This is a genomic window from Rhizobium sp. TH135 (genome assembly GCF_002855515.1).
Lineage (GTDB): Bacteria > Pseudomonadota > Alphaproteobacteria > Rhizobiales > Rhizobiaceae > Allorhizobium.
The window spans coordinates 436,770-448,587 of record NZ_PKRP01000006.1; the positions used below are offsets into that span (position 1 = coordinate 436,770).

General features: G+C 61.5%; 12 protein-coding genes and 1 other annotated feature. Of the genes, 4 read left to right on the forward strand and 8 right to left on the reverse strand.

All coding sequences use genetic code 11. The features are described from left to right. Positions 1 to 54: 54 nt before the first annotated feature. Positions 55 to 1,197, reverse strand: coding sequence for an alpha/beta fold hydrolase (locus C0V73_RS19730; RefSeq protein ID WP_102021689.1), 1,143 nt, complete (start codon positions 1,195 to 1,197; stop codon positions 55 to 57). 391 nt (positions 1,198 to 1,588) lie between these two features. Between C0V73_RS19730 and C0V73_RS19735 the strand changes: the two genes are divergently transcribed. The 3 genes from C0V73_RS19735 to C0V73_RS19745 all read left to right on the forward strand — a co-directional run bounded on the left by C0V73_RS19735 (position 1,589) and on the right by C0V73_RS19745 (position 4,542). Next, positions 1,589 to 2,623 (forward strand): TRAP transporter substrate-binding protein, encoded by a 1,035-nt coding sequence (locus C0V73_RS19735; RefSeq protein ID WP_102021690.1) that lies wholly within the window; start codon positions 1,589 to 1,591, stop codon positions 2,621 to 2,623. 69 nt (positions 2,624 to 2,692) lie between these two features. Next, positions 2,693 to 3,232: a TRAP transporter small permease gene (locus C0V73_RS19740; protein ID WP_102021691.1), complete on the forward strand. Its 540-nt coding sequence runs from the start codon at positions 2,693 to 2,695 to the stop codon at positions 3,230 to 3,232. Beyond that, on the forward strand, positions 3,232 to 4,542 hold the full coding sequence (locus C0V73_RS19745; RefSeq protein ID WP_102021692.1) for a TRAP transporter large permease: 1,311 nt from the start codon (positions 3,232 to 3,234) through the stop codon (positions 4,540 to 4,542). Before C0V73_RS19740 ends, C0V73_RS19745 begins: the two co-directional genes overlap by 1 nt. Here C0V73_RS19745 and C0V73_RS23210 read toward each other — a convergent pair. Then, positions 4,520 to 4,795 (reverse strand): Ada metal-binding domain-containing protein, encoded by a 276-nt coding sequence (locus C0V73_RS23210; RefSeq protein WP_210200172.1) that lies wholly within the window; start codon positions 4,793 to 4,795, stop codon positions 4,520 to 4,522. The two genes, C0V73_RS19745 and C0V73_RS23210, sit on opposite strands and share 23 nt — an antisense overlap. 157 nt (positions 4,796 to 4,952) lie before the next feature. On the opposite strand from C0V73_RS23210, the gene C0V73_RS19755 reads away from it, so the two are divergent. After that, entirely contained in the window at positions 4,953 to 5,603 is a 651-nt protein-coding gene (locus C0V73_RS19755; RefSeq protein ID WP_102021694.1) for a DUF2161 family putative PD-(D/E)XK-type phosphodiesterase, read from the forward strand. Between the two features lie 250 nt (positions 5,604 to 5,853). Here the strand turns inward: C0V73_RS19755 and C0V73_RS19760 are convergent, their stop codons facing one another. The 6 genes from C0V73_RS19760 to C0V73_RS19790 form a co-directional block, all read right to left on the reverse strand. Then, on the reverse strand, positions 5,854 to 6,633 hold the full coding sequence (locus tag C0V73_RS19760; RefSeq protein WP_102021695.1) for a hypothetical protein: 780 nt from the start codon (positions 6,631 to 6,633) through the stop codon (positions 5,854 to 5,856). A 225-nt stretch (positions 6,634 to 6,858) separates the two neighbouring features. Next, a complete protein-coding gene (locus tag C0V73_RS19770) occupies positions 6,859 to 7,230 on the reverse strand; it encodes a hypothetical protein (protein WP_102021697.1) in 372 nt (123 codons plus the stop codon). Between the two features lie 115 nt (positions 7,231 to 7,345). Further along, the gene (locus C0V73_RS19775; protein WP_102021698.1) at positions 7,346 to 7,816 is read right to left on the reverse strand and encodes a DUF6644 family protein; all 471 of its coding nucleotides are present in this window, start codon (positions 7,814 to 7,816) and stop codon (positions 7,346 to 7,348) included. Between the two features lie 5 nt (positions 7,817 to 7,821). Beyond that, positions 7,822 to 8,199, reverse strand: a complete 378-nt coding sequence (locus C0V73_RS19780; protein ID WP_172450243.1) for a DUF6152 family protein — start codon at positions 8,197 to 8,199, stop codon at positions 7,822 to 7,824. Positions 8,200 to 8,358: 159 nt separating this feature from the next. Further along, positions 8,359 to 9,846 carry a SulP family inorganic anion transporter gene (locus tag C0V73_RS19785; protein WP_102021700.1) on the reverse strand — a complete coding sequence of 496 codons (1,488 nt, stop codon included), beginning with the start codon at positions 9,844 to 9,846 and terminating at the stop codon, positions 8,359 to 8,361. A gap of 73 nt (positions 9,847 to 9,919) precedes the next feature. Then, positions 9,920 to 9,975 (reverse strand) — a sequence feature (sul1 is cis-regulatory element that is thought to sense ions involved in sulfur or methionine metabolism; They are found in Alphaproteobacteria). A gap of 145 nt (positions 9,976 to 10,120) precedes the next feature. Beyond that, positions 10,121 to 11,137 carry a sulfate ABC transporter substrate-binding protein gene (locus C0V73_RS19790; RefSeq protein ID WP_102021701.1) on the reverse strand — a complete coding sequence of 339 codons (1,017 nt, stop codon included), beginning with the start codon at positions 11,135 to 11,137 and terminating at the stop codon, positions 10,121 to 10,123. Positions 11,138 to 11,818: the final 681 nt, after the last annotated feature.

Below are 11,818 nucleotides of genomic sequence, written 5' to 3' on the forward strand. Positions count from 1 at the left end.
TGCCCTGCGTGGCGAGCGGACCAATGCCCCCCTCGCCACGTCAGGATCAGACGGTCAGCGCTGACGCAGGACGGTTGCGGCGAGCGAGAAGGGGCTCGACACGGTTTGCGCCGCGGCGTCGAAGACGAAGGCACCGGCATCGCCGAGCGTTGCGACAGACGCCGGCTTGTTCAGCGTCGTTGCCAGCTGCTTCACGTCGAAGAAGCGATTGTGGTTGGTGGCATCGACGGATTCCAGCGAGGAGATATCGACGATGGTAATGCCATAGCGCTTTGCCGCCTCGGCCACCTCGGGATTGCGCGCATCGAGCGCCCCTACCCTCTGGGTGCCGGCACCCAGCACGCTGGAGACAAGCAGGGCGCGGTCATCGGGTGCGACCAGAATGGTGATCGGGGTCTTCATGCGGCCGATGACATCAAGCTGGGCAGTGAACACATCCTCGTCGATATCGGGGGCTGCCATGATCACCCGGAGGCGATCGAGTACATCGCCCTTGCCTTCCAGCCGGAGCTGGCGGAGCGCTTCGACGGTGAGCCAGCCACCCATGGAATGGGCGAAGACATCGACTTCGCCTTTGCGGGCGCGCACGACGTCGGTCAGCATGTCGGCCAGGGCGTCTCGCGAATAGGTGGCGGATTCCTTGTCGGCGACATAACCCGGCAATGCCGCGAGCGAGGGCCAGGAGAAGAGGATGGGCGTTCCGTCGATATTGCTGTCCGTCTTCAACTGGGCCAGCCGGAAAAGCGATTCCTGGAAATTGTAGTTGTAGCCATGGACGAAGACGACAGGCGCGCCCTTCTCCCGCCCGCGAACCGCCTGCAGCAGGCTTTCCCGGTCGAGCACGGATTGGGAGACGACGGCGAAATCGGTCTTTGGGTCGACCTTGCGACCGGGCTTCGGCCATTCGATATTGGCTGCGACATGGGTCGGCGGAATGGAGACGTCGAAGCTCGCATAATTCGGCTGACGCGTCTTTTCGGTGGTGAAGACGTTCTTGCCGGGCTCGGCACGGTCGCGGGTGGTGACCGAATAGAGCGTTTCGACCCGTGTCGGCTGGAAGTCGCCTACGGCAACCGTATCCAGCGTTTCCGGTCCGGGCCTTCCGGCGCAGGCGGTGAGGCCAGCGGTTGACACCACGCAGAGCGCCAAAAGGGTCAAACGCGACCGGCCATGGCCGCCGAAGGTCGGAAAACGCATACAGGATCATCCTTGCAGATCGACAACCGCCGCCACGCGTCCTCATGACCGGGCAGCCGGCGCGAGCTATAACCGCAGAACGAAGTTGCGCCAAGAGCCAAGGCCGGCGGAATGCCGGAAGTGCTGGCTCAGCGCACCTGCGACAGGTTTGTCGAACACGGCTTTGCACAGCTGGATACATACCAATCCGGTTATGGTTTCCGGCCACATAATTATTTGCCTGCCTGCATCCCTTCTGTAATCATAACTGACAAGGAAGAGTCTGCCGGATGGGAGTGAGGAACCGGGCGACGCGATCTTTACATGACTGTCTTAGTCATGTTTTTTGATTGCTCCGTTGCCTCGAGCCGGTGGATATTCCCAGCTGAACAAAACATGGGAGGAGGAAATCATGTTGCGCCAATTTTTGATCGCCGGACTGTCCGGTGCTGCACTTTGCCTGACCGGAGCAGCGTCTTTCGCTGCGGACGTTACCCTCAAGCTGCACCAGATGCTGCCGCCACAGGCGACGATCCCGTCGAAGGTGCTGCAGCCCTGGGCCGAGAAGATCCAGGCTGATTCCGGCGGCCGCATCGCCGTCGAGCTCTATCCGGCGATGCAGCTGGGCGGCAAGCCGTCCGACCTCGTCGACCAGGTCAAGGACGGCGTTGTCGACCTCACCTGGACGCTGTTCGGCTACACGCCCGGCCGTTTCCCGAAGTCGGAAGCCTTCGAGCTGCCGTTCATGGTGACGACGGCGGAAGCGACCTCGGTTGCGTTTCAGGAATATGCCGACAAGCACCTGAAGGACGAACTGGCGGAATATCACGTACTGGCCGTCCATACGCATGGTCCGGGCCTGATCCACACCATCGCCTCCAAGCCGGTTCAGAAGCTTGAAGACATGCAGGGCCTGAAGCTGCGCGGCACCTCCAAGGTGGTCAACCAGATGCTGGAAGCCATGGGTGCGTCGGCCGTCGGCATGCCGGTCACGGCCGTGCCGGAAAGCCTGTCGAAGAGCGTCATCGACGGCTCCGTCGTGCCGTGGGAAGTGACGCCGGCAATCAAGATCGCGGAACTTGCGCCCAACCATACCGGCTTTTCCGGATCCACCGGGCTTTACACCGGTACCTTCGTCTTTGCGATGAACAAGGACAGCTACGACGCGCTGCCCGACGACCTGAAGAAGATCATCGACGACAATTCCGGCAAGGAACTGGCTCGTCTCTTCGGCAAGGCGATGGATGAAGGCGATGTGCGCGGCAAGGACATTGCCGACAAGGCCGGCAACACGACCTATACGCTCGATGAAGCGGAAACCGCCCGCTGGAAGGCGGCCGGCGAGGCCGTGACCAAGGCCTGGATTGCCGAAATGGACGGCAAGGGGCTTGATGGCACCACGCTTTACAACGACGCTCTTGCCCTGATCCAGGCCAACAGCAAGTAACCTCCCCGACTTGTCCGGGCGCTTGTCGGAAGGCGCCCGGACCTTTTGAGCGTATCAGAGGACTTATTGATGGCACCTGCCACTTCAACCAGCTTCGACAGACTGGAGCGGGGCTGTCATGCCCTGGCCTCAGGCCTTGTTCTGTTCGGCGGCTTCTGTCTCGTGGTCGCCTGCGGCCTGACGGTAGCCTCCATCGTCGGCGGCCTGACGATCCGGCCGCTGCCCGGGGAAATCGAACTTGTCGAGGCGCTGTGCGGCCTTGCCGTCTTTGCCTTTCTGCCCTTCTGCCAGTTGAAGCGTGGCCATGTGGGGGTCGACATCCTCATTTCCGCCTTCGGACCGAAAGCCATGAACTGGACCCAGCTGATCGGCGACGTTGTCATCACGCTGCTGATCGGCCTCGTCACCTGGCGCCATGCCGTCGGTACGATGGACAAGATCGGCAATGGCGAGACCACGCCCCTGCTGCTGATGCCGGTCTGGTGGGGCTTTGCCATCGCGCTTGCCATCCTGATTGCCAATGTCATCGTCTGCCTCTTCGTGATCGCTGCCGACATCCGCGACATCCGCCGTGGCAAACCAATTGTTGCTGCGATGGGAGCGCACTGATGAGCAGTATTGAAATCGGCCTCTGGTCCTTTCCCGTCCTCATTCTGTTGATTTTCCTGCGCGTGCCGATCGGGGCTGCCATGCTCGGCACCGGCATTGTCGGGACCTTCCTGGTGCTTGGCAAATGGACGCCGATCCTGGCGCAGATGAAGGTGCTCGCCTGGAACACCAATGCGAACTACTCGCTGTCGATCATTCCGCTCTTCCTGCTGATGGGCCAGTTTGCGGCGCGCGGCGGCATGAGCCAGGCCTTGTTCAATGCGGCCGCGGCGTTTCTCGGGCACCGCAAGGGCGGGGTTGCGATGGCCGCGATCGGTGCGTCTGCCGGCTTCGGCTCGATCTGCGGCTCGTCGCTGGCAACGGCTGCAACCATGGCACAGGTGGCGCTGCCGGAACTGAAGCGCAACGGCTATGCCGGCGGGCTTGCCACCGCCTCGCTTGCCGCCGGCGGCACGCTTGGGATCCTGATCCCGCCCTCCGTCGTGCTGGTCATCTATGCGATCCTTGCCGAGCAGAACATCGCCAAGCTCTTCCTGGCAGCTTTCGTGCCCGGCATCATCGCGGCGATCTCCTATCTCGTCGTGATCGCCATCTATGTTCGGCTGAAGCCTGAATCAGCGGGCCATGCGGCGCGCATTCCGTGGAAGGACCGCGTGCCGGCGCTGATTGCGGTCTGGCCCGTGGCTGCGATCTTCTTTGCGGTCGTCGGCGGCATCTATCTCGGCTGGTTCACGCCGACCCAGGCTGCGGCCATAGGGGCCGCCGGTGCGGGCATCGTCGCCTTCGTCAATGGCGGGCTGGATCGCAAGTCGCTGTTCGACTGCTTCAAGGAGACGGCGGTTTCGACCGGCATGATCTTCTTCATCATCCTCGGTGCCTCGGTGTTCAACTCCTTCCTCGCCTTCTCCCGCCTGCCGCAGGTGGGCGCGGAATGGGTGACGGCGCAGGGATTCGCGCCGATGACGGTGCTGATCATCATCCTGGTGCTCTACATCATCTTCGGCTGCATCATGGACTCGCTCTCCATGATCGTGCTCACCATCCCGATCTTCTTCCCGATCGTGACGGCGATGGATTTCGGCATGAGCCCAGAGCATTTCGCCATCTGGTTCGGCATTCTGGTGCTGATGGTGGCCGAGATCGGCATGATAACACCACCGGTGGGGCTCAACCTCTTCATCATATCGGCGATGGCGCGCGACGTGCCGATCCGCGAGACCTATAAGGGGATCGTGCCTTTCGTCACCGCCGACCTCTTCCGCATCGTGCTGCTGACCGCCTTTCCGATCATCTCGATCTTCCTTGTGTGAGGAGGTTCGAGGTTAGCCCCCAAGTTTCGGGCTGATCCGGATGACAGCGCAGACAGGCTCGGAAGCCGCCCTCACGGGCGGCTTCCGCCGTTTCATGGAAGACGACGCTTTCCGGTCGCGCGGGACGCGAGGCACAGGACGGGCGGCAGTAGATGCCGGTGGAGAGGGTGCCGTAGACGAAGCGGCCATCCATCGACCGGTCGCGGGTGAGGATGGCATTCCAGCGGATAGGGTCGGTCGGATCGGGTTTCACGCGGGCCTCCTGGCAGATATGTGGATCACGAGGATGCGCATGGGAGGCAGGGCTGGCCACCCGTTTCCTGCCTGCAGCATCAAAGCTTTTCGGGTGACGCCGGGGGACAAAGCGCGATAGGTGTCGGTTCTCTTGCGCAACCGAATCTCCAGGCCCCATGGAAACCACGCTCTACCTGCCCGTCAAAGGCTTCCTCGAACAGGCGGGTTATGCCGTGAAGGGCGAAGTCGGCGGCTGCGACGTGGTGGGCGTTCGCGATGACGAGCCGCCTGTCGTCGTCGTCTGCGAGCTGAAGCTCAGCTTCAACCTCGAACTCATCCTGCAGGCTGTCGACCGCGCTTCCGTCGCAGACGAGGTCTGGATTGCCGCGCGCGTCTCGGCCAAAGGCCGGGGCCGCGAAAGCGACAAACGCTACCGCGATCTCTGCCGCCGGCTCGGGATCGGCATGCTCGGCATTTCGGATCGCGGCGAGGTCAGCGTGATCGTCGGCTCGGTCACGCCGATGCCACGCACCAATCCGAAGCGACGCTCGCGGCTGATGCGCGAACATCAGAAGCGAAAGGGTGACCCTGCCGTCGGCGGCAGCACGCGAACGCCACTGATGACCGCCTATCGCCAGCAGGCGCTGGCTTGCGCCTCCGCGCTTTCCGCAGGTCCGCTCAAGGTGCGGGAGATCCGCGACCATGTGCCGGAGGCGGCCAAGATCCTGCAGGGCAATGTCTATGGCTGGTTCGAGCGGGTGGATCGCGGCGTCTACGGGTTGACGCCCGTGGGGCTGGAGGCGCTGGCGCGGTGGGGGCCAGTGTAATCGGTGTAACCCAACGCCTCAATGAACCTGCTCCAGCTGAGAGGCGCCGGGAGTGCCCCCTTTTGTGATCGCTGGTCAGGCTTCGAACGGATGCTCGGTACCCACGACGAAGCTTGCCAACTGTCATACCGAAGCCGCGTGCTAGGGCACCTTGATCGAAGCGGCTCGGAGGCCAAAACCGCAGCTCATAGCACAATGACCGGCCCCGATCCGAATCAAATGGCCACAAGCTACCGTGAGCTCGTAAGACTTACAGCGCATGAGCCGGAACTAGAGCGCGATAGGCCTGAACGGCGCTAGCAAACCCTACGAAGAGTGTCACGATGAGCATCCAGCGTTGAATGGACATGGTACCGCCATGTCGGCGCTCATCTTCGGAGAAGGAATCTAAAGTATTTAGGGCTTGGGGCGCAATCTCCATTGCTCGCCCGGGACCACGCGAGAGCTCACCTGCTTCGACGAACGAGTCCAACATCAGATCATAATATCTATGAAGTTGCTCCTGCTGGGGATGGTGAAGCCACCGTTCTCCGTAAAGCTCGGACATGATGTCCACTGTGGACCGGAGAGGATTCCCATTCAGGTGACTATCCATCACAAGGCGTAAAACATGAATTCGACGCTTCTCGTCAAGGCTACGCCGATTAAAGAAATAGCGGCCCAGCCGCTCGCGCCAGTAAGGTAGGTATTCATATCTGAATGAGTGCTTGATGATAAACTCAAGTGACCATGAATACCGAATTTCCAGCTCGCCGAAGTAGTGCGTTATTAGCAGTTCGAAATTGGTCAGCTCTGCATTTGCGATTGTTCGCTGCTCGCTGTTTGGGCCGTTGCCTTGAAACCAGAGGCCGGTGAAGCCCTCCGGCATCACGTGCCGGACCAGAAACCTTTGACGGTCGTCCTTAGGCCCGAAGTTGACGACAAAATAGTCACGCTGCCGTACCCGGGCCATGTCCGACAAAGGAATCCGATCAGGCGCCGGCTTCCGCATCGCGAGTTTTATGGCCAATCGCTTCAGTGAAACAAACATGAGATGAGCACCGGTTCAGACGAGTGATTTGTCTGATAGTTGTCAAAGCCGCTATGCCTCGTCAATTTAAAGACAGCATAAGCGTCGCAATGAACCACTATGACTTGCATCGCATCGACCAGAGGCCGGCGTTTACAGCCTATGCCACCGGCGACCTCCGCGATTGCGGCCTTTGGATCGGCACCGCCGCAACGTTGCATCAGGCGATCGCAAACAGCCCCTCACTCACCCCTTGCGCGTGAACAGGATCACGGCAAACAGCAGGACACCTGCGAAGGTGACCAGCGAGGAGACCGCGACGACGGGTTCGAGGGCCGGATTGCCGGTCAGCATCAGGAAGAGCGCGGGCGCCATGACCAGGATGCCGATCGTGTAGAGCATGTACTGGATCTTGGCGATGCGGCTGGCGGCCTGAACCGGGTTCAGCGCGTAGTAGATGCCGAAGATCGCCATCGTCACCCAGCCGAGCAGGTTGATATGGGCATGCGCGCCCGTCGCCTCGAACTGGTGGGTGATCGACATGTAAAGGCCGACACAGATGCCGGCGATCAGGAACAGGATCGCCGTGCGGAAATACCAGACAGATAATTGTGGCATGTTGAAATCCCCCGATACAACAAGCCTGCAGGATAACACTGGTTCAGCCAGGCGCAATCGGCTGACAATCGTCATTTTCGGGAGGATCTAGGCACGGGTTCCTGCGCGGAAACAGTCAGAGAAACCCGATCCAGCGCCCGGCAAGGAGGGCGGCGGGCCAGAGTAAGAGCGAGGCGAATGCGGCAAGACGCAGCGGTGACGTTGCGGGGGCGCCTGCGATCAATGCCCGCCAGGCATGGGACTGATGGACGGCAAGTGCATTGGCCGTGCCGAGGAGCACGAGCAGCAGCTTGATCAGGAAGGCTGGGTTCGCAGCATATTCGAGCGGGCGCACGGAGAAGAGGAGCGCGCCCGTGAGCACCGCAAAGCCGAGTGCGATGGCCGCAATGCGGGAGAGCACGCTCATCGTCTCGGCGAGCGGCAGACGGGTGAATGCGCCGAGCAGGCGCAGGTCGAGGATGACGCTTGCGCCGATCAGCATGGCAAGCGACAGGATATGGCCGGCATTGGTGAAGATGTAGAGCGTCGGCGAGCGGGTGAGCGCTCTTGCCACAACGCTTTCGCCGAGAGGGGCCAGCCACTCCATGACCGTCAGTTGGTGACGATGCGGTTGGGGTAGATGTCGTAGTTCTTGCCCTCGACGATGACCCGCACGGCCTTCAGGCGCTTCTCATTCGGATCGAGCGAGCGATTGCCGCGCACGGTGATCTCATCGCCGACAGCGACCACGCCTTCGACAAAGCCGGAACGCTGGGTGAGGCCGGGATTGCCGAGTTCGATGCGCCAGGAACCGTCGGCGGTGTCGAGCTCAAGTGTCGGATGCGGCGGGGCAAAGGAGATGGCGGTGAGCTTGCCGGTCAGGTTGATCTGGTCGGCCTCGGCCCATGACCAGCCGTGATGGGCGACGGCCGCTCCGGCGAGAAGGGCGGCACCCGCCAAGGCCGAGAGGGCGAGCGTGGGTTTGGTCATGGATGGCAGGGAGAATGAGCGGGTCATGATCGTCTCCGGATTGGGTCACATCTACCATCAAGGGTAGTGCGCCGATCCGGATTTGCGACCTCACCTTTGCTTGATCGCGTGGTGAGGTCAGACAGGGGCGCCGGTTTGTGGGCGCCCCCTGCCCTTATCTCAGTGCAAGGCGGCGCTGGCTGCGAGCCGCTCGTCCTTGTCGTGCAGGGCGAAGCGGTCGACCATGTCGGCGCTGGCCTCGTTGAAGCCGAGGACTTCGACCTCGATGCCGGCCTTGCGGTATTTTAAGACAATCTTGTCGAGTGCGCCGACGGCCGTGATGTCCCAGAGATGGGCGGCGGTGACGTCGATGACGACCTTCTCCGCGACATCCGAGAAGTCGAAGGCGTGGATGAAGCTCTCGGCCGAGGCGAAGAAGATCTGGCCGGTGACCCGGTAAGTAACGGTGCCGGATGTCTCGTCTGCATTGCGGGTGACGCGGAAGAGCTTGGCCACCTTGCCGGCGAAGAAGATGCCGGAGAGGAGCACGCCGACGATGACACCCTTGGCAAGGTCGTGGGTGGCCACGACCGTGACGACGGTTGCCAGCATGACGACCGAGGACTGCCAGGGATTGCGGCGGAGATCCAGGATCGAGCGCCAGGAGAAGGTGCCGATCGAGACCATGATCATGACGGCAACCAGGGCTGCCATCGGGATGATGCGGACGAGATCATCGAGCACGACGATCAGGAAGAGCAGGAAGGCGCCGGCAACGAAGGCAGACAGGCGCCCCCGGCCACCGGAGGTGACGTTGATGACCGACTGGCCGATCATGGCGCAGCCGCCCATGCCGCCGATCAGGGCCGAGGCGATGTTGCCGGTGCCCTGTCCGATGCATTCCTGGCTCTTGTTGCTCGGCGTGTCCGTCATGTCGTCGACGATCTGGGCTGTCAGCAGCGATTCCAGCAGGCCGACGGCGGCGAGCGTGATCGAATAGGGCAGGATGATCTGCAGCGTCTCGAGCGTGAGCGGGACATCGGGCAGCAGGAAGACCGGCAGTGTCGAGGGCAGTTCGCCGAGGTCACCGACTGTGCGCAGGTCCATGCCCGTCCACCAGGCAAGCGTGGTGAGGACGGCGATGGCGACGAGCGGCGATGGGATGGCCTTTGTCACATAGGGGAAGAGGTAGATGATCCCCAGGCCGCCGGCGATCATGGCGTAGGTCAGCCCCGGCACGCCGATCAGCTCCGGCAACTGCGCCATGAAGATCAGGATGGCGAGCGCGTTGACGAAGCCGGTGATGACCGAGCGCGAGACGAAGCGCATGACGCGGCCAAGCTTCAGGAAGCCGGCGAGGATCTGGATCACGCCCATCAGGATGGTGGCGGCGAAGAGATATTGCAGGCCGTGTTCCTTGACCAAAGTCACCATGATCACGGCGGTGGCGGCGGTGGCGGCCGAGATCATGCCAGGGCGGCCGCCAACAAAGGCGGTGACGCAGGCGATCGCGAAGGAGGCGTAAAGGCCGACCTTGGGATCGACGCCGGCGATGACGGAAAAGCCGATGGCCTCTGGAATGAGGGCGAGAGCCACGACGATGCCCGAGAGGATATCGCCACGGATATTGGAGAACCACTCGCGGCGGTAATTGGTAAAGCTTTGCATTGTTGATTTTTCACAGTTGTTGCAACGGTCCGAGAGTGTCTCGAGCCAGGAAAAGAAGATGGTTGCGTTGCTGTGTTGTCTGGCGGATCGGCGGCCAGAAGAGCCACCCGGATTTGCACCGGGTCCATGTGGATAGTGGTTCTCTAGCGGAAAAGGGGCTGCGGCGCAACGATAGGCGGCTGCCGGCCGGCAAGAGGCCGTCGCTTTGCTTCATCTACAAACAGAGAAGGCGGCCCTTTCGGAGCCGCCTTCTTGCCTCGGGAGGAGCCGCCCGTCAGGGGCGGTAGATCTGATCGAAGACACCGCCTTCGCCGAAATGCTCGGGCTGTGCCTTGGCCCAGCCGCCGAAGAGCGGATCGTCGATGGTGACGAGATCGAGCTTGGGCAGTTCGGGGCCGGAGCCTGCGGCGACGAGGTCCGGACGCGAGGGGCGGTAGAAGTGTTTGGCGGCCAATGCCTGGCCTTCTGCCGAGTAGAGGTAGTTCAGATAGGCTTCCGCCTGTTTGCGGGTGCCTTTCTTATCGACATTGACGTCGACAACGGCGACCGGCGGTTCGGCGAGGATCGACAGCGACGGGGTGACGATGTCGAACTGGTCGGCACCGAATTCCTTGCCGGCGAGATAGGCCTCGTTTTCCCAGGAGATCAGCACGTCGCCGATCTCGCGCTGGGCAAAGCTCGTCAGCGAGCCTCGGGCGCCGGTATCGAGCACCGGAGCGCGGCGGTAGATCTCAGCGATATAGTCGCGGATCTTCTGCTGGTCACCGCCGAATTCCTTGTTGGCCCAGGCCCAGGCGGCGAGATAGTTCCAGCGCGCACCGCCCGAGGTCTTCGGGTTGGGCGTGACGATCTGCACGTCGCCCTTCACCAGATCGCCCCAATCCTGGATGCCCTTCGGATTGCCCTTGCGCACGAGGAAGACGATGGTCGAGGTATAGGGGGACGAATTGTTCGGCAGGCGCGTGCGCCAGTCGGGGGCGATCAGCTTTGCCCGCTCGGAGATGATGTCGATGTCGCTCTGCAAAGCGAGTGTCACGACATCGGCCTCAAGGCCTTCCATCACGGCGCGGGCCTGGCGGCCGGATCCACCATGCGACTGGCTGACCGTCACTGTCTCGCCGGCCTCGGTCTGCCAGTGTTTGGCAAAGGCGGTGTTGTATTCGGCGTAGAATTCGCGCGTCGGATCGTAGGAGACGTTCAGAAGCTCCGCAGCACCTGCCGGCAGCACAAGGCCGGTCGACAGGCTCAAGCCGACGAGAAACGCCGCAAGATTTTTCCCAATGCACTTCATGTCTGTGCCTCCTCTCTGGCGTTAACGATTTAAGACTACCTGACTAGTCGTCTTAGTCAACGCCGGGGAAACAGTTCGCAAAAGCGTTTCCCCTGCCCCCGCCACCGGCGCGACGGACATGCTGCCCGGGAGCGTGGTTTTGGTGAAAGCTTCCGCGGAAGACCGGTTCGGGAGAACGTGAGCGTGGCTCTCAGGGGCGCGCGAAGAGGCTTTTCGAATCCGGGGACGGGATACTGTTGGAAGGGACGCAAGCGGCGGTTCGAGTGGGACGGGAAAGCCCCCGCCACGCTTAAAACTGCTCAAACGGCAGTCACAAAAGGGTGAAAAGAATAAAAAATAATCATTGTATGTCATAGTTAAATGACGGCAAAAAGACAGCCTAACCATCTGATTTTCCTCATCTCACATTTCAAGTGTCGACCTGGATACCGGGTATTTTCACCGAACCAATCAGTTCGATTGTGCGCAAAGGGGTATTGTAATCCCAATCGTTCTGCGCCAAATACATCTCATCGAACCGAGCAGTTCGATTAGCAAGGTTCTAAAGGTACACCACAATGAAGATCATCGCAGCAGCACTCCTTACCACCCTCGCAGGCACATCGGCCGCCTTCGCGGTAGAGCCCATCCCAGGCTCGATCACCTATGGCGGTGCGCAGCCAAGGCTCGAACAGGCTCCCA

Bases quoted from the DNA above. Each gene is read 5' to 3' on its own strand.
- C0V73_RS19760 (WP_102021695.1), bottom strand. From the start codon at position 6,633: ATGTTTGTTTCACTGAAGCGATTGGCCATAAAACTCGCGATGCGGAAG.
- C0V73_RS19735 (WP_102021690.1), top strand. From the start codon at position 1,589: ATGTTGCGCCAATTTTTGATCGCCGGACTGTCCGGTGCTGCACTTTGC.
- C0V73_RS19745 (WP_102021692.1), top strand. From the start codon at position 3,232: ATGAGCAGTATTGAAATCGGCCTCTGGTCCTTTCCCGTCCTCATTCTG.
- C0V73_RS19785 (WP_102021700.1), bottom strand. From the start codon at position 9,846: ATGCAAAGCTTTACCAATTACCGCCGCGAGTGGTTCTCCAATATCCGT.
- C0V73_RS19740 (WP_102021691.1), top strand. From the start codon at position 2,693: ATGGCACCTGCCACTTCAACCAGCTTCGACAGACTGGAGCGGGGCTGT.
- C0V73_RS19780 (WP_172450243.1), bottom strand. From the start codon at position 8,199: ATGACCAAACCCACGCTCGCCCTCTCGGCCTTGGCGGGTGCCGCCCTT.
- C0V73_RS19730 (WP_102021689.1), bottom strand. From the start codon at position 1,197: ATGCGTTTTCCGACCTTCGGCGGCCATGGCCGGTCGCGTTTGACCCTT.
- C0V73_RS19790 (WP_102021701.1), bottom strand. From the start codon at position 11,137: ATGAAGTGCATTGGGAAAAATCTTGCGGCGTTTCTCGTCGGCTTGAGC.
- C0V73_RS19775 (WP_102021698.1), bottom strand. From the start codon at position 7,816: ATGGAGTGGCTGGCCCCTCTCGGCGAAAGCGTTGTGGCAAGAGCGCTC.
- C0V73_RS19755 (WP_102021694.1), top strand. From the start codon at position 4,953: ATGGAAACCACGCTCTACCTGCCCGTCAAAGGCTTCCTCGAACAGGCG.
- C0V73_RS19770 (WP_102021697.1), bottom strand. From the start codon at position 7,230: ATGCCACAATTATCTGTCTGGTATTTCCGCACGGCGATCCTGTTCCTG.